Annotated in this window: 15 protein-coding genes and 1 pseudogene; all 16 read left to right on the top strand. The window is 57.2% G+C overall.

Translation table 11 applies throughout. From position 1 onward, the window contains the following. Nucleotides 1-324: pseudogene (locus BM205_RS22460) on the top strand (phosphonoacetate hydrolase); the annotation flags it as partial. Nucleotides 325-327: 3 nt separating this feature from the next. After that, entirely contained in the window at nt 328-879 is a 552-nt protein-coding gene (locus tag BM205_RS22455) for a phosphonate degradation HD-domain oxygenase (RefSeq protein ID WP_092417090.1), read from the top strand. Nucleotides 880-917: 38 nt separating this feature from the next. Further along, nucleotides 918-2,306 carry an FAD-dependent oxidoreductase gene (locus tag BM205_RS22450; protein WP_092417089.1) on the top strand — a complete coding sequence of 463 codons (1,389 nt, stop codon included), beginning with the start codon at nt 918-920 and terminating at the stop codon, nt 2,304-2,306. Nucleotides 2,307-2,427: 121 nt separating this feature from the next. Then, the gene (gene ubiE, locus BM205_RS22445) at nt 2,428-3,162 is read left to right on the top strand and encodes a bifunctional demethylmenaquinone methyltransferase/2-methoxy-6-polyprenyl-1,4-benzoquinol methylase UbiE (RefSeq protein ID WP_092355829.1); all 735 of its coding nucleotides are present in this window, start codon (nt 2,428-2,430) and stop codon (nt 3,160-3,162) included. A gap of 8 nt (nt 3,163-3,170) precedes the next feature. After that, the gene (locus BM205_RS22440; protein ID WP_092417088.1) at nt 3,171-4,133 is read left to right on the top strand and encodes a Tim44 domain-containing protein; all 963 of its coding nucleotides are present in this window, start codon (nt 3,171-3,173) and stop codon (nt 4,131-4,133) included. Between the two features lie 90 nt (nt 4,134-4,223). Further along, a complete protein-coding gene (locus BM205_RS22435; RefSeq protein WP_092417087.1) occupies nt 4,224-4,808 on the top strand; it encodes a ubiquinone biosynthesis accessory factor UbiJ in 585 nt (194 codons plus the stop codon). Next, nucleotides 4,805-6,382, top strand: coding sequence for a ubiquinone biosynthesis regulatory protein kinase UbiB (gene ubiB / locus BM205_RS22430; protein ID WP_092417086.1), 1,578 nt, complete (start codon nt 4,805-4,807; stop codon nt 6,380-6,382). The genes BM205_RS22435 and ubiB overlap by 4 nt, the downstream gene beginning before the upstream one ends. Nucleotides 6,383-6,384: 2 nt before the next feature. Continuing rightward, nucleotides 6,385-7,011: a methyltransferase gene (locus tag BM205_RS22425; RefSeq protein WP_092417085.1), complete on the top strand. Its 627-nt coding sequence runs from the start codon at nt 6,385-6,387 to the stop codon at nt 7,009-7,011. A 191-nt stretch (nt 7,012-7,202) separates the two neighbouring features. After that, complete coding sequence (locus BM205_RS22420) at nt 7,203-8,288, top strand: ABC transporter ATP-binding protein (protein ID WP_092417084.1); 1,086 nt, start codon at nt 7,203-7,205, stop codon at nt 8,286-8,288. Beyond that, nucleotides 8,281-9,207, top strand: coding sequence for an ABC transporter permease (locus BM205_RS22415; RefSeq protein WP_092417083.1), 927 nt, complete (start codon nt 8,281-8,283; stop codon nt 9,205-9,207). Before BM205_RS22420 ends, BM205_RS22415 begins: the two co-directional genes overlap by 8 nt. Then, on the top strand, nt 9,204-9,986 hold the full coding sequence (locus BM205_RS22410) for an ABC transporter permease (RefSeq protein WP_092417082.1): 783 nt from the start codon (nt 9,204-9,206) through the stop codon (nt 9,984-9,986). The genes BM205_RS22415 and BM205_RS22410 overlap by 4 nt, the downstream gene beginning before the upstream one ends. 24 nt (nt 9,987-10,010) lie before the next feature. Further along, nucleotides 10,011-11,072, top strand: coding sequence for an ABC transporter substrate-binding protein (locus BM205_RS22405; protein ID WP_092417081.1), 1,062 nt, complete (start codon nt 10,011-10,013; stop codon nt 11,070-11,072). Between the two features lie 145 nt (nt 11,073-11,217). After that, entirely contained in the window at nt 11,218-11,553 is a 336-nt protein-coding gene (locus BM205_RS22400) for an FmdB family zinc ribbon protein (RefSeq protein WP_092417080.1), read from the top strand. An 84-nt stretch (nt 11,554-11,637) separates the two neighbouring features. Continuing rightward, the gene (locus tag BM205_RS22395; RefSeq protein WP_092417079.1) at nt 11,638-12,279 is read left to right on the top strand and encodes a DUF502 domain-containing protein; all 642 of its coding nucleotides are present in this window, start codon (nt 11,638-11,640) and stop codon (nt 12,277-12,279) included. A gap of 54 nt (nt 12,280-12,333) precedes the next feature. Next, on the top strand, nt 12,334-14,136 hold the full coding sequence (gene aspS / locus BM205_RS22390; protein ID WP_092417078.1) for an aspartate--tRNA ligase: 1,803 nt from the start codon (nt 12,334-12,336) through the stop codon (nt 14,134-14,136). A 147-nt stretch (nt 14,137-14,283) separates the two neighbouring features. Further along, a complete protein-coding gene (gene nudB, locus BM205_RS22385) occupies nt 14,284-14,748 on the top strand; it encodes a dihydroneopterin triphosphate diphosphatase (RefSeq protein WP_092417077.1) in 465 nt (154 codons plus the stop codon). The last annotated feature ends 2 nt before the right edge of the window (nt 14,749-14,750 follow it).

Raw genomic sequence — 14,750 nt, 5'->3', positions numbered from 1 at the left:
GCGGACCTGGCCAGCGTTTCCCGCCAGATCAGCGCGATTCCCGGCGTCGAAGTGGTGTTGACACGTGCTGAAGCGGCGGCCCGTTTCGAGTTGCCGGAAGACCGTATCGGCGATCTGGTCATTGTCAGCGAACGCCTGAGCGTGATCGGCACTTCTGCCAGCCGCCACGATCTGTCCGAATTGAAATTGCCATTGCGTTCGCACGGCGGCATTTCCGAACAAAAGGTGCCGCTGATGTTCAACCGCAAATTGAGCGCGATCCCAGCTGACCATCGGTTGCGTAACTTCGATGTGTTTTTCCTGGTAATGAATCACGCACAATAATATATGCTGACTATCCCGCAAATTTGTGAACTGTTCGATCGCGGCGGCCACGAGATGTATAGCGGCGAGCCGGTCAATCAGCTGCAGCACGCTTTGCAATCGGCCACCCTGGCAGAGCAGGCCGGTGCTGAGCCGGAGCTGGTTTGCGCCGCCTTGCTGCACGATCTCGGGCACCTGTTGAATCCGCAAGGCGAGACCCCGTCGGCACGCGGCGTCGACGATACCCATCAATATTTCGCGATACCGTATCTGCGCGGTTTGTTTAGTCCTGCGGTACTGGAGCCGATTCGTTTGCACGTCGACGCCAAGCGTTATTTGTGCGCCACGGACAGCGCTTATTGGGGACGTCTCTCCGAGGATTCCAAGCGTAGCCTGGAGTTGCAGGGCGGTGTTTTCTCCACTGCCGATGCGGCGAAATTCATCGCCCGTCCTTATGCCGCGGATGCGGTCAGCCTGAGGTTGTGGGACGACCAGGCCAAGGTCGACGGCATGGCGACGCCCGATTTACAGCATTTCTCAAAATTGATGTCTGCTTGTGCTCTGGTCACTACTTAGTTACCGTCTACTCATTGTTCAACTACGATCGATAATCCATGCGCCCATTCTGGCTGGAAGATGCACTGTTCGCCGACGGTGAGTTAGCTCCCGCGCTGCAAGGCCAACAAAAGGCAGACGTCGGCATTGTCGGCGGCGGCTTTACCGGTTTGTGGACTGCCATCCAGCTCAAGCAGCAAAATCCGGCGCTGGACATTGCCATCATCGAAAGCGACCTGTGCGGCGCCGGCGCCAGCGGCCGCAACGGCGGCTGCCTGCTGACCTGGGCTACAAAATTCTTTACCCTGCGCCGCCTGTTCGGCGAAACCGAAGCCATACGCCTGGTCAAGGCCTCGGAAGCAGTAGTCGGTCACATCGGCAATTTTTGCCGCGAACACAAGATCGAGGCCGAGTTCCGCCAGGACGGTACCTTGTATACCGCCACCACCAAGGCGCAACTAGGCGTGCTGGACCCGGTGCTGGAAGAGTTGCAGCGGCAAGGCATCAGCTCCTACCACGCGCTGCCAGACGCCGAAGTACAACGTCGCTCCGGCTCGACGCGCAATCTTGCCGGCGTGTTTTCGCCGATGGCCGCGACTGTGCATCCAGGCAAACTGGTGCGCGGCTTGCGCCGCGTGGCGTTGGAAATGGGGATACGGATATACGAAAGAACGCCGATGCTGTCGTTCACGCCCGGCGTCACGGTCACGCTGCAAACGCCGGCCGGCAGCCTGCAGGTCGGCAAGATGGTGTTGGCCATCAACGCCTGGATGGCCAGCCGCTTTCCACAATTCGAACGGACCCTGGCGGTGGTTTCCAGCGATATGGTGATCACTGAAAAATGTCCTGAACTATTGCAGAGCATTGGCCTGACGGACGGTGTATCGGTACTCGATTCGCGCACATTCGTGTTCTATTACCGTACTACCGAAGATGGCCGTTTGATGCTTGGCAAGGGCGGCAACACCTTCGCCTGGCGCGGCCGCATCTTGCCGGTATTCGATCAGCGCTCGCCTTATGAACAACAGCTCAAGCGCAGCCTGCACGAATTTTTCCCGGCGCTGGCCGATGTGCCGATCACAGCCAGCTGGAACGGCCCGTCAGATCGATCGGTAACCGGTTTTCCATTTTTCGGCCGGCTCAATGACATGCCGAATGTATTTTACGGCTTTGGTTATTCCGGCAATGGCGTCGGCCCCAGTTACATGGGTGGGCAGTTGTTGTCGTCGCTGGTGCTGGGCGTCGACAATGCATGGAGCCGCAGCCCGCTGGCCGCCGGCCCGCGCGGGCAGTTCCCGCCGGAGCCGCTGCGTTACATCGGTTCGCTGGTAGTCCGCAACGCGATCCGGCGCAAAGAGCTGGCAGAAGACCAGGATCGCAAACCATGGTTGCTGGACCAGATGCTGAGCAAGTTGGCCAATGCTGCGGGTAAGGCTGATAAGGCTTAGTTGTTTTTCCGCCATGTAGGGTTGGTCATGCCGGGGATAAATCGCCTATAGATTATTTGGCAAGCCAAGCAACCCTTGGCGGGACTTGTATAATGTAAGTCTGCCAAATAAGTTTGCCACCATGACCAACACCACGCATTTCGGTTACAAAACCGTCTCCGAGGACGACAAAGTCCACAAAGTTGCCGAAGTTTTCCACTCGGTCGCTCCCAAATACGATGTCATGAACGATTTGATGTCGGCTGGTCTGCATCGGGTCTGGAAAATTTTCACCATTGCCCAGGCGGCGATCCGTCCCGGCTTCAAAGTGCTGGATATTGCCGGCGGCACCGGCGATCTGGCCAAGGCTTTTGCCAAGCGCGCGGGACCTACCGGCGAAGTCTGGCTGACCGATATCAACGAGTCCATGCTGCGCGTTGGCCGCGACCGCCTCTTGAATACCGGCCTGTCCACCCCCACCTTACTCTGCGATGCCGAGAAGTTGCCGTTTCCGGATAACTATTTCGACCGGGTATCGGTGGCGTTCGGTTTGCGCAACATGACGCACAAGGATGCAGCGCTGGCAGAAATGCGGCGCGTATTGAAGCCGGGCGGCAAGTTGCTGGTGTTGGAGTTCTCGAAAGTCTGGGAACCGTTGAAAAAACCTTACGACGTCTACTCGTTCTCCGTATTACCGTGGCTGGGCAAGAAAATTGCCAATGATTCTGAAAGCTACCGTTACCTGGCCGAGTCGATCCGCATGCATCCCGATCAGGACACCCTGAAGCAGATGATGACGGATGCCGGTCTGGCGCGAGTTGAGTATTTCAATTTAACTGCCGGTGTGGCGGCATTGCACACTGGCATAAAACTGTAGGAGCTCGCATGAAGAGATTTTTACTAGTGTTGCTGATGGTTGCAAGCACTTTGGCGTTGACAATATCGGATGCCGATGCGCGTCGCCTGGGTGGCGGCGGTTCGTTCGGCAAGCAGTCGTCCGGAATTTCCCGCCAGGCGCCAAGCCAGCCGACGCAGAATTTCGGCAATACCAATCAGGCCAAGCCGGCAGCACCTGCCGCTACGCCGCAATCGATCCCGCCTAAACCAGCCAGCCCCTGGAAGGGCATTCTGGGCGGCGCATTGCTGGGTCTGGGCCTGGGCGCGTTGATGTCGCACTTTGGCATGGGCGGCGCATTCGGTTCTTTCCTGATAATGGCTTTGCTGGCGGTTGCGGTAATTTTTGTTGTGCGACTGGTAATGCGGAGAGCCGGCAATACACCAGCGCCTGCCGCGTATTCTGGCGCAAGCTCCGGTGCAAATTCACCTGCCGCCAGTTTCGACAGCAACTCTTCCGGCTTCACACCTGAAATCGGCTCGCGCATCAATTCCGGCCCATCATTCCAGCCTTCAGCATTGCAGGCGGATTCGGCCGCGACTGCGGCTGCGGCCGGCCACGGCGAGCCTTGGGGCATCCCTGCCGATTTCGATGTGCCGGGCTTCGTGCGCAGCGCCAAGACTTATTTCATTCGCCTGCAAGCCGCCTGGGACAAGGCAGATATCAACGACATCCGTGAATTCACCACGCCGGAAATGTTCGGCGAACTACGCCTGCAATTGCAAGAGCGCGGCGCCTCGCCCAACAATACCGATGTGGTGCAGCTGGATGGCGAGTTGATGGGTATCGAAACCGTCGGTAGCGACTATCTGGCTAGCGTCAAATTCACCGGCTTGATCAAGGAAGTGCCGGAAGCATCGGCGGAACCGTTCACCGAAGTCTGGAACCTGTCCAAGCCGCAATCGGGGCAGGGCGGCTGGGTTTTGGCGGGGATTCAGCAAATCAATGCATAAATGCTAAGGCTGTAAGCAGGCTTTAAGCCTGACAAACTGATAAACTTGGGACCGCCCGTGAATAGTCACGGGCGGTTTTGCTTTCTGACGATGACTCCTCCAATCAATTTCACGCCGATCACCGCCGCCATCAATCATTTGCTGGCGCAAGAACCGTGGGCGCAGCGCATCCTGGCCTCGCACGCGGACAAAGTCGCCTGTTTCGATGGCGGCGCGGTCAAACTGAGCTGGCAGGTCAGCGCCGACGGCCTGCTGCAAGCGCCGCCGCCGGACGCGGCCGTGAACGTCACGATCCGTGTCAACCTGGCTGATCTGCCGCTGATTGCGCAGAACCGGGAACGTGCATTTTCCTACGTGAAGATCGATGGCGATGCCGATTTTGCCAACGCCATTTCGCAAGTCAGCCAAGGTTTGCGCTGGGATGCAGAACATGACCTGAGCAAACTGGTCGGCGATATCGCCGCCGTGCGCATCGTGGCCGGTGGCAATGCGCTGGTTGCCGGCGCCATGGCTACCCATAAGAAGCTGGCAGAAAACGTCGCCGAATATTTTCTGGAAGAACAACCAATGCTGGTGCGGCCACAGGCGGTATCCGATTTTACGAATGATGTCACCAGGTTGCGCGACGATATCGAGCGACTAGCCAAACGCATCAACAAACTGAAGACTCCATGATTCTGAAACTTCTGCGACTGTTAAAGATTGCCCGTGTTGCTGTGCGTTACGGTCTGGACGATATCGCGATGTCAGGTTTCGATACGCCACGCATCTCCAAGCTGATCGATACCCTGATTTTCTGGCGCGACATTTCGGCACCGCGGGGTGAACGTTTGCGCATGGCACTGGAAGAGTTGGGGCCGATTTTCGTCAAGTTCGGACAAGTGCTGTCGACTCGGCGCGATTTGGTGCCGGGTGACATGGTCGACGAGTTGGCGCGCCTGCAGGATCGGGTGCCGCCGTTTAGCTCGGACCTGGCGATTGCGCAGATCGAAAAATCGTTGAAGGCCCATCCGGATGAATTGTTCGCCAGCTTCGAACGTGTGCCGGTGGCCTCGGCTTCGATTGCGCAGGTACACTTTGCAACGCTGAAAAACGGCAAGGAAGTCGCGGTCAAGGTGCTGCGTCCCGGCATGAAGAAGTCTATCGACGAAGACGTGGAGCTGATGCATCTTGCCGCCGGTCTGGTCGAAAAATTGTGGGCCGACGGCCGCCGCCTGAAGGCGCGCGAGGTGGTCGGAGAATTTGATAAGTACCTGCATGACGAGCTGGACCTGATGCGCGAGGCCGCTAACGGCAGCCAGCTGCGCCGGAATTTTGCCGACTCCGATTTGTTGGTAGTGCCGGAAATGTATTGGGACTATTGCTCATCGTCGGTGATCGTGATGGAGCGCATGCACGGCATTCCGATTTCGCAACTGGATCGCCTGCGCGATGCCGGTGTCGATCTCGGCAAGCTATCGCGTGACGGTGTCGAGATTTTTTTCACCCAGGTATTTCGCGACGGTTTTTTCCATGCCGACATGCATCCCGGAAATATTCTGGTGTCGGTTGCGCCGGCCACCTTCGGCCGTTACATCGCACTTGATTTCGGCATCGTCGGTACGCTCAACGATTTCGACAAAGATTACCTGTCGCAAAACTTCCTGGCTTTTTTCCAGCGCGATTACAAACGCGTGGCGGAAGCCCATATCGAATCCGGCTGGGCACCGAAGGAAACCCGGGTTGATGAACTGGAGTCAGCGGTGCGCGCCTGTTGCGAACCTATCTTCGACCGGCCGTTGAAGGATATCTCCTTCGGCCAGGTGCTGTTGCGGCTGTTCCAGACTTCGCGCCGCTTTAATGTCGAGGTGCAGCCGCAACTGGTGCTGCTGCAAAAAACCTTGCTCAACGTTGAAGGCCTGGGTCGCCAGCTTGATCCCGAGCTCGATCTATGGAAAACCGCAAAGCCGCATCTGGAACGCTGGATGAGCGAGCAAATGGGCTGGCGTGGCCTGATCCAGCAGTTGAAGATCGAAATGCCACGCTACAGCAAGCTGTTGCCGCAACTGCCGCGCCTGGCGCATCAGGCGCTGACGCAGGTGGTGGAGCCGAAGACCGAGCAAAACAATGAACTGATGTGGCGGCTGATTGCAGAACAGCGCCACACCAATCATCTGCTTGGCGTGCTGGTGTATGCCGGCGGTGGCCTGGCGGCAGGTGTGCTGTTGACACTGCTGTATTTCCGTTTCGGACACATGATTTGGTGGTGAGCATGACTAAATCCGACCCTAAGCCCGACGCCATCCCCAAGTTTGCCCATCGCGATCCCTCCCATCCGGATTTCTGGAGCGAGCGTTTCAAGCAGGATTTCATTCCTTGGGATAACGGCGGCGTGCCGCAGGCGCTGCAGCAATACCTGGCCCGCAGCAAGCCGGTAGCGACTCTGATCCCCGGTTGCGGTAGCGGCTATGAAGTCGCATTGCTGTCGGAAGCCGGCTGGGACGTGATCGCAATCGATTTTTCCGACGCTGCCGTGAGCGCAGCGCGCACGGTGCTGGGAAAATGGTCGGAACGCGTGTTGCAAGCCGATTTTTTTACCTATCAGCCGCCGCAACCGCTGGGGCTGATCTACGAACGCGCTTTCCTGTGCGCTTTGCCGCCGGCTAAACGCACCGCTATTGTCAGCCGCTGGGTCGAATTGTTGCCGGCAGGCGGCACTCTGGCTGGCTTCTTCTTTTTCGACGAGAATCCCAAAGGCCCGCCGTTTGGCATCAGCCGGACTGAACTGGAACGCTTATTGCGTGCCGATTTCGAGCTGGTCGATGAGCGTGAAGTGAGCGATTCCATCGCCGTGTTTGTTGGAAAAGAACGCTGGATGGAGTGGCGACGGCGCGCGTGACCGTGATAACCGGAGTACAAGACTGCGCAGCACGGAAATAAGCATGTACGCGCTGTAAGTTAACGCGTGGGCACAATGTGCCCACCCTACGAGGTTCGCCGGTAGAGGCCAGAGTCAGCTGGCTTTTTTCACATAAATTGCAGTCACCTTGCTACAATTAGCGGTTTTTTGCCCTCTGGACCTGAAGACATATGGCGCTGCTCGAAATCCGTAATGTCAGTCGTCGTTTTGGCGACTTTGCCGCAGTCGACAATATCAGCCTGTCGATTGAAGCCGGCGAATTCTTTACTTTGCTAGGCCCTTCGGGCTGCGGTAAAACCACTTTGCTACGCATGATTGCCGGTTTCGACCTGCCGGATTCCGGCCAGATCCTGCTGGATGGCGTCGACCTGGTGGGCAGTCCGCCGGAGCATCGGCCGGTGTGTACCGTATTCCAGAACTATGCGCTGTTTCCGCACATGACGGTCTCGGCCAATATCGCATTTCCCCTGAAAATGGCCAAAGTGCCGGCCGACCAGATCCGCACCCGCGTCGAAGAGGCGCTGGAAGACGTGCGCCTGACCGGTTTCGCCGCGCGTTTCCCGCATGAATTGTCAGGCGGGCAACGGCAGCGGGTTGCGGTCGCCCGGGCGCTGGTGTCGCGCCCCAAGCTGCTGTTGCTGGATGAGCCATTGTCAGCGCTGGACGCCAAATTACGCGAGCAGATGCAGATCGAGTTGATCAATTTGCAAAAAGAAGTCGACATCACTTTCGTCTATGTCACCCACGATCAAGGCGAAGCGCTGGCGCTGTCGCACCGGATCGCGGTCATGAACCGCGGCAATGTCGAGCAGCTGGACGAGCCTTCACGCATCTATAGTTATCCGCGCACCCGTTTTGTGGCCGACTTCATCGGCACCTGTAATTTGCTGGACGGCGCGATTGCCAGTGTCGACGGCGCTTCCATGAAGCTTGACGTACCCGGCCTCGGCCTGGTCAAGAGCGCGGTTCCGCCAGAGGCCGCGGTCGGCCGTAAAGGCACCTTGGCTTTGCGACCGGAAAAAATCCACATCAGCGCCGAGATCGGCACCGACACCGCCGAAAACCACTTCAAGGGTTTCGTCAAAGAGTTGTTGTATCTGGGCGACGTCACCGTCTACATCGTACAGACCGAGGGCGGCACCACGATCGAGGCCTTGCTGGCGAACTCGGCGGCCGGCCGCGCCAAATTCTTTGAAGTCGGCGATACGGTGGATATCGCCTGGCAATTCGATGCGGGGCATTTCCTGTATGAGTAAGGTTGCCAACGAGGCAGCGAAGAAGCTGTCTGACGCCGCAGCGAAACGCAGTCGCATGGCGCGCTGGCTGATCAGCGGCCCGCCGCTGTTCTATCTGCTGCTGTTCTTTGCCATCCCCAGCCTGATCATGGTGTTCGCGTCGATCCGTTATGCCGGCGACTACGGCGGCCTGGCGCCGGTCTTCGACGAGGCCGGCAAGCTGAACCTGACGCTGGAGAATTTTCAACGCTTTACTTCCGATTTCATCTACACGGCGATCTTCCTGAAGTCGCTGATGTACGCAGTGATCACCACTTTCTGCTGCCTGCTGATGGCTTATCCGCTGGCATTGCTGATTGCGCGCAGTCCCAAGAAATACCGCGACTTGCTGATCCTGCTGGTGATCCTGCCGTTCTGGAGCAACTTCCTGATCCGCGTCTATGCCTGGATGATTATCCTCGGCCCGCAATCCGGCCTGACCCAGGCCGTCAACTATGTGTTGGGACTAGCCGGGATCGAGCCGGTGCGCCTCTTGTTTACGGCGTTCTCGGTGATCGTCGGCCTGGTCTATGTGCACCTGCCGTTCATGGTCTTGCCGCTGTACGCCAATCTGGAAAAGCACGATCCGGCCCTGGTCGACGCGGCACAGGATCTGGGAGCTTCGGCCTGGCAGCGTTTCTGGCGCATCACTTTCCCGCTATCCTTACCCGGCGTCTACGCCGGTGCGGCACTGGTCTTCATCCCGGCGCTGGGGATTTTTGCGGTGTCTGACATCCTGGGTGGTACCGGTAGCGACATGATAGGTAACGTAATCAAACAGCAATTCCTCGAAACCCGCGACTGGCCGTTCGGCAGCGTGTTGTCCATCGTCCTCACGGTGGCGGCCCTGGTCGCCGCCGGCATTGCGGTGCTGGTAGCCAAACCGAGGAGAACCGCATGACTAAAGTAATCCGACGTCCGCTGGGTTTGTGGCTGGTAGCGCTGGCCGTGTACGCTTTCCTGTACGTGCCGTTGATCATCGTCGTGGTGTACTCCTTCAACGACTCGCAACTCAATGCCGAGTGGGTCGGCTTCACGCTGGATTGGTATCGCAAGCTGTTTCATAACGACGAGATGCTGAAAGCCGCCGGTAATTCCTTGATGATCGCGCTGGTCGCCAGCGCCGCGTCTACATTGCTGGGCACCATGGCTGGTTTTGCCATGCATCGCTACAAGCTGAAATTGCTGCCTTTGCTGGTGCTGACACCGATTGCGATCCCGGAAATCCTGGTCGGCGTGTCGCTGCTGATTTTCTTTGTGATGCTCAATATCACCTTGGGACTGGTCTCGATCGCCCTGGCACATATCGCGTTCTGCATAGGTTTTGTGGCGATTGTGGTGCGCTCGCGCCTGTCTGGCATGGATGAAAGCCTGACCGAAGCGGCGCGCGATTGCGGCGCGACGCCGATGCAGGCGTTCCGCCTGGTCACGCTGCCGCTGATCATGCCGGGCGTGGTAGCGGGGGCTCTGATGGCGTTCACCTTATCGATCGACGATTTCGTGATTACCTTCTTTACCGCCGGCGCCAACGCCTCGACTTTGCCGCTGCAGATCTATTCCATGATCAAGATTGCCGTCACGCCGGAAGTAAATGCAGTCTCTACCTTATTGATGGGTCTGACCCTGCTGCTTATAATCATCGCTTCCAAGCTGGCGCCAAACGCCATCCGTTCCTCGTAATTTCGTCCGCCTATCAGGATTGCCATGAAAAAACTGCTCACCGTCGCGACTCTCTTGTTTGCCAGCATCTCGGCCCAGGCTGCCGATGAATTACGCTTGTATAACTGGAATAATTACATTGCGCCGGAAACCGTGCAGCGTTTCGAAGCCTTCTGCAAATGCAAGGTGGTGCAGACATATTATGGTGATAACGAAGAAATGCTGGCCAAACTGGCCGCCGGCGCCAAGGGTTACGACATCATCGTGCCGACCGGCAATGCGCTGGATGCATTGATCAAGCAACAAGCCCTGCTGCCGCTCGACAAAAGCCAGTTGCCGAACCTGAAAAACGTCAATCCGGCTTACCTGAACACCGATTTCGACAAGGGTAACAAGTATTCCGTACCTTATGCTTACACCGTGACGCTGATGGGTTACAACGATCAAAAGATGAAGGAACTGGGAATTCCGGTCGATAGCTGGGCGGCGATTTTCGATCCCAAGATCCTGGTCAAGATCAAAGGCAAGGTAACCGTGCTGGATTCCGCCAATGAACTGATGGCGGCGGCCCTCAAATACCTGGGCTATTCCGCCAACGATACCGACGAGGCGCACTGGCAGCAAGCCAAGGATGTGATCCTCAAGGCTAAACCCTACTGGGCGGCGTTCAACGGCAGCAGTTATATCAAGGAATTAACGGTCGGCAATATCTGGCTGGCGCACGGTTATTCGAATGATATCTTCCAGGCCGATGTCGATGCCCAGAAAGCCGGCCGCAAATTCCATATCCGCCACGCCATGCCGAAAGAGGGCGCGGTACTGGCGCTGGATAGCATGGTGATCCACAAAGCGGCGCCGCGGCCAGACCTGGCGCTCAAGTTCATCAATTTCATGCTGGATGGCAAGAATGCCGCCGAGCTCAGCAATCTGATCGGTTCCGGCAATCCGAACGCCGATGCCGCCAGGTACATCAAGCCTGAAATCGCCAACAACCCGGCGATTTTCCCGGACAAGGCAGGTTTCTCCAAGCTGGAGATGCTGAAAGACTTGAACAGCAAGCAACGACGCGCCATCAACCGCATCTGGACTGAGATCCGCGCACGTTAATTCGACGACACTGTTTGTCTGATATAAAAATGACAATGGTGACGCCAATTCATGGCGCCACCGCCACAAGCCCGCACTAAGCCCGTATATACTCGAAAAAACCTTTATAATTCAGGGTTTTGTAAGATATTTGCGGAGTTTCACCATGCCGATTTATGCGTATCGCTGCGAAGCCTGTGGTTTTGCCAAAGATGTACTGCAAAAGATGTCCGATGAGCCGCTGACGGTCTGCCCGACGTGCAGCAAAGCCGAGTTCAAGAAGCAAGTGACTGCAGCTGGTTTCCAGCTCAAAGGCACTGGCTGGTACGTGACCGATTTCCGTGGTGGCGCAGGTGCGACAGTGCCGCCGGTAAGCGCGGCTGAGCCGGCAGCGGCCGGTAGCACACCTGCAGCAACAGCTACAGCCGCTCCGGCCGCTGCAGTGGCGCCGGCAGCAACGCCATCAGCAGCAGCTAGCAGCACGCCAGCTGCCGCGACGTAAGGTCGTTCAGGGTCACCGAAGTAATTTCAGCAAGTTGAAAACCAGGCGCGCGTACATGGTACGCGTTGTCCCACAAAGAAAGCCATGCGTAAATATTTCATCACCGGTCTACTGGTTTTAGTCCCCCTGGCTATCACGCTATGGGTGCTGAATCTGATCATTGGCACGATGGATCAGTCGCTGCTGCTGCTGCCGGAACAATGGCGGCCGAAAGCGCTGCTGGGGCATGATATTCCCGGGCTCGGTACGATCCTGACCTTGCTGGTGATTTTCCTGACCGGCCTGGCGACACGCAATTTCATCGGCCGCCAGATTGTGTCGGTGTGGGAAGCGGTGCTGACGCGCATTCCGGTAGTCAGCTCGATCTATTCCAGCGTCAAGCAAGTGTCGGATACCTTGTTTTCATCGTCCGGCAATGCCTTCCGCAAAGCCTTGCTGGTGCAATACCCGCGCGAAGGATCGTGGACGATTGCTTTCCTGACCGGGATTCCGGGCGGTGACGTAAAAAACCATCTGGCCGGCGATTATGTCAGCGTGTATGTGCCGACTACGCCGAATCCGACTTCCGGATTCTTCCTGATGCTGCCGCGCGCAGACACCATTGAACTCGACATGAGCGTGGATGAAGCCTTGAAGTACATTGTTTCAATGGGTGTGGTCGCGCCTGAGCAGCAGCCCGACAGGAAGCTGGTCGTCGACTCGCCGCCAGGCAGTGGCCCGGCCTGAGCCACATTTATATCTAATTAATATCTACAACATCTGAACTGCGAAAAACTGAATATGTCCATGCGAACCCAATACTGCGGCCTCACCACTGAGGTACTTCTCGGCCAAACCGTCAGCCTGTGCGGCTGGGTGCACCGTCGTCGCGATCATGGCGGCGTCATTTTCATCGACCTGCGCGACCGCGAAGGCCTGGTGCAGGTGGTGTGCGATCCGGACCGTGCCGAAGTATTCAAGAACGCGGAAGCAGTGCGTAACGAGTTTTGCCTGCGTATCACTGGCGTGGTGCGCTTGCGCCCTGACGGCACCGGCAACAGCAACCTGAAATCCGGCAAGATCGAAGTACTGGCACATGAACTGGAAGTGCTGAACCCGTCGGTCACGCCGCCGTTCCAGCTGGACGACGAAAACCTGTCCGAAACCACTCGCCTGACGCACCGCGTGCTGGACCTGCGCCGTCCGCAAATGCAAAACAACCTGCGCCTGCGTTACAAGGTGACGATGGAGGTGCGCAAGTTCCTCGATGCTAACGGCTTCATCGATATCGAAACACCGATGCTGACCAAGTCGACCCCGGAAGGCGCCCGTGATTACCTGGTGCCTTCGCGCGTCAACGCCGGCCAGTTCTTTGCGCTGCCGCAGTCGCCGCAATTGTTCAAGCAGTTGCTGATGGTGGCCAACTTCGACCGTTACTACCAGATCGTCAAATGCTTCCGCGACGAAGATCTGCGCGCCGACCGTCAACCTGAATTCACCCAGATCGACTGCGAAACTTCCTTCATGTCGGAACAGGAAATCCGCGACATGTTCGAAGGCATGATCCGCCTGGTGTTCAAGAACGCGCTGGATATCGACTTGCCTAACCCGTTCCCGGTGATGGATTTCGCTACGGCGATGGCACTGTACGGTTCGGACAAGCCGGACATGCGCGTGAAGCTTGCCTTCACCGATCTGACCGCAGTGATGAAAGATGTCGATTTCAAGGTGTTTTCCGGTGCGGCGAATATGGAAAACGGTCGTGTGGTTGGCCTGCGCGTGCCAGGCGGCGCCGCCATGCCGCGTTCCGAGATCGATGCCTACACCCAGTTCGTGGCGATCTACGGCGCCAAGGGGCTGGCTTACATCAAGGTCAATGAAAAAGCCAAGGGCCGCGACGGTTTGCAATCGCCTATCGTCAAGAACCTGCACGACGCAGCGCTGGCGCAGATCCTCGAACAAACCGGTGCGGAAGACGGCGACCTGATTTTCTTCGGCGCCGACAAGGCCAAGGTAGTCAACGACGCCATCGGCGCGTTGCGCGTGAAGATCGGCCACAGCGATTTCGGCAAGAAAGTCGGTTTGTTCGACGATACATGGCGCCCATTGTGGGTGGTTGATTTCCCGATGTTCGAATACGATGAAGACGGCGATCGCTGGAACGCCTTGCACCATCCGTTCACTTCGCCGAAAGACGGCCACGAAGATTTCATCGAAACCGATCCGGGCAAGGCTATCGCCAAGGCCTACGATATGGTCTTGAACGGCTGGGAACTGGGTGGCGGTTCGATCCGTATCCACCGTGCCGATGTGCAGAGCAAGGTGTTCCGCGCCTTGAAGATCGATGCCGAAGAAGCACAACTCAAATTCGGCTTCCTGCTCGACGCTTTGCAATACGGTGCGCCACCGCATGGCGGCCTGGCGTTCGGTCTGGATCGTATCGTGACCATGATGTGCGGCGCCGAATCGATTCGCGACGTCATCGCCTTCCCGAAAACCCAGCGCGCGCAATGTCTGTTGACGCATGCGCCATCGGCTGTGGACGAAAAGCAATTGAAAGAATTACATATCCGTTTGCGCGCACCTGAAGCCAAAGTGGTTTAATTTTCAGGTAAAAGCAACATAAAAAAAGCGCGGATTTCCGCGCTTTTTTTATGTCCGGCCAAAACCGGTTTATAGTGGTGTTTTCTGAAATGAAGCAGGGTGGGCAAGTTGTTTTTTTCACCCTGCACGCAATATTAAAAGAAGCGCATGTATAAAATTCCCGAATCGGTTTTGGTTGTTATTTATACAGAAGATCTTCAGGTCTTGTTGATGGAACGGGCCGATAAGCTGGATTACTGGCAATCGGTAACCGGCTCCAAGGATTTTCCGGAAGAAGCTCTGGACGCGACGGCAATGCGTGAAGTGCAGGAAGAAACCGGCATCGTGGTGGCCGCCGAAGCAGGCGCAGTGCCGGTGTCGAATCTGCACGACTGGGGTGTTGCCAACGTGTATGAGATTTATCCGGTCTGGCGCCATCGCTATGCGCCTGGAGTGACAAAAAATACTGAGCATGTGTTTGGCTTGCTGGTGCCGAACGGTATTCCGATTACCCTCGCGCCGCGCGAACATTTGCAGTACAAGTGGCTACCGTATCGCGCAGCGGCTGACGCGTGTTTTTCACCATCGAACGCCGAAGCGATCCTGCAGCTGCCGCGCCAGATCTGCAAGTAGTT

It is taken from the genome of Collimonas sp. OK307 (assembly GCF_900113705.1).
In the GTDB taxonomy this organism is placed as follows: domain Bacteria; phylum Pseudomonadota; class Gammaproteobacteria; order Burkholderiales; family Burkholderiaceae_D; genus Collimonas.
The sequence above is the reverse complement of the archived record's forward strand: the minus strand, read 5'-3'. Positions and strand labels throughout refer to the sequence as shown.

What these genes read in the sequence shown, in the direction of transcription:
- BM205_RS22455 (WP_092417090.1), top strand. Translation starts at nt 328, where the DNA reads ATGCTGACTATCCCGCAAATTTGTGAACTGTTCGATCGCGGCGGCCAC.
- BM205_RS22450 (WP_092417089.1), top strand. Translation starts at nt 918, where the DNA reads ATGCGCCCATTCTGGCTGGAAGATGCACTGTTCGCCGACGGTGAGTTA.
- ubiE (WP_092355829.1), top strand. Translation starts at nt 2,428, where the DNA reads ATGACCAACACCACGCATTTCGGTTACAAAACCGTCTCCGAGGACGAC.
- BM205_RS22440 (WP_092417088.1), top strand. Translation starts at nt 3,171, where the DNA reads ATGAAGAGATTTTTACTAGTGTTGCTGATGGTTGCAAGCACTTTGGCG.
- BM205_RS22435 (WP_092417087.1), top strand. Translation starts at nt 4,224, where the DNA reads ATGACTCCTCCAATCAATTTCACGCCGATCACCGCCGCCATCAATCAT.
- ubiB (WP_092417086.1), top strand. Translation starts at nt 4,805, where the DNA reads ATGATTCTGAAACTTCTGCGACTGTTAAAGATTGCCCGTGTTGCTGTG.
- BM205_RS22425 (WP_092417085.1), top strand. Translation starts at nt 6,385, where the DNA reads ATGACTAAATCCGACCCTAAGCCCGACGCCATCCCCAAGTTTGCCCAT.
- BM205_RS22420 (WP_092417084.1), top strand. Translation starts at nt 7,203, where the DNA reads ATGGCGCTGCTCGAAATCCGTAATGTCAGTCGTCGTTTTGGCGACTTT.
- BM205_RS22415 (WP_092417083.1), top strand. Translation starts at nt 8,281, where the DNA reads ATGAGTAAGGTTGCCAACGAGGCAGCGAAGAAGCTGTCTGACGCCGCA.
- BM205_RS22410 (WP_092417082.1), top strand. Translation starts at nt 9,204, where the DNA reads ATGACTAAAGTAATCCGACGTCCGCTGGGTTTGTGGCTGGTAGCGCTG.
- BM205_RS22405 (WP_092417081.1), top strand. Translation starts at nt 10,011, where the DNA reads ATGAAAAAACTGCTCACCGTCGCGACTCTCTTGTTTGCCAGCATCTCG.
- BM205_RS22400 (WP_092417080.1), top strand. Translation starts at nt 11,218, where the DNA reads ATGCCGATTTATGCGTATCGCTGCGAAGCCTGTGGTTTTGCCAAAGAT.
- BM205_RS22395 (WP_092417079.1), top strand. Translation starts at nt 11,638, where the DNA reads ATGCGTAAATATTTCATCACCGGTCTACTGGTTTTAGTCCCCCTGGCT.
- aspS (WP_092417078.1), top strand. Translation starts at nt 12,334, where the DNA reads ATGTCCATGCGAACCCAATACTGCGGCCTCACCACTGAGGTACTTCTC.
- nudB (WP_092417077.1), top strand. Translation starts at nt 14,284, where the DNA reads ATGTATAAAATTCCCGAATCGGTTTTGGTTGTTATTTATACAGAAGAT.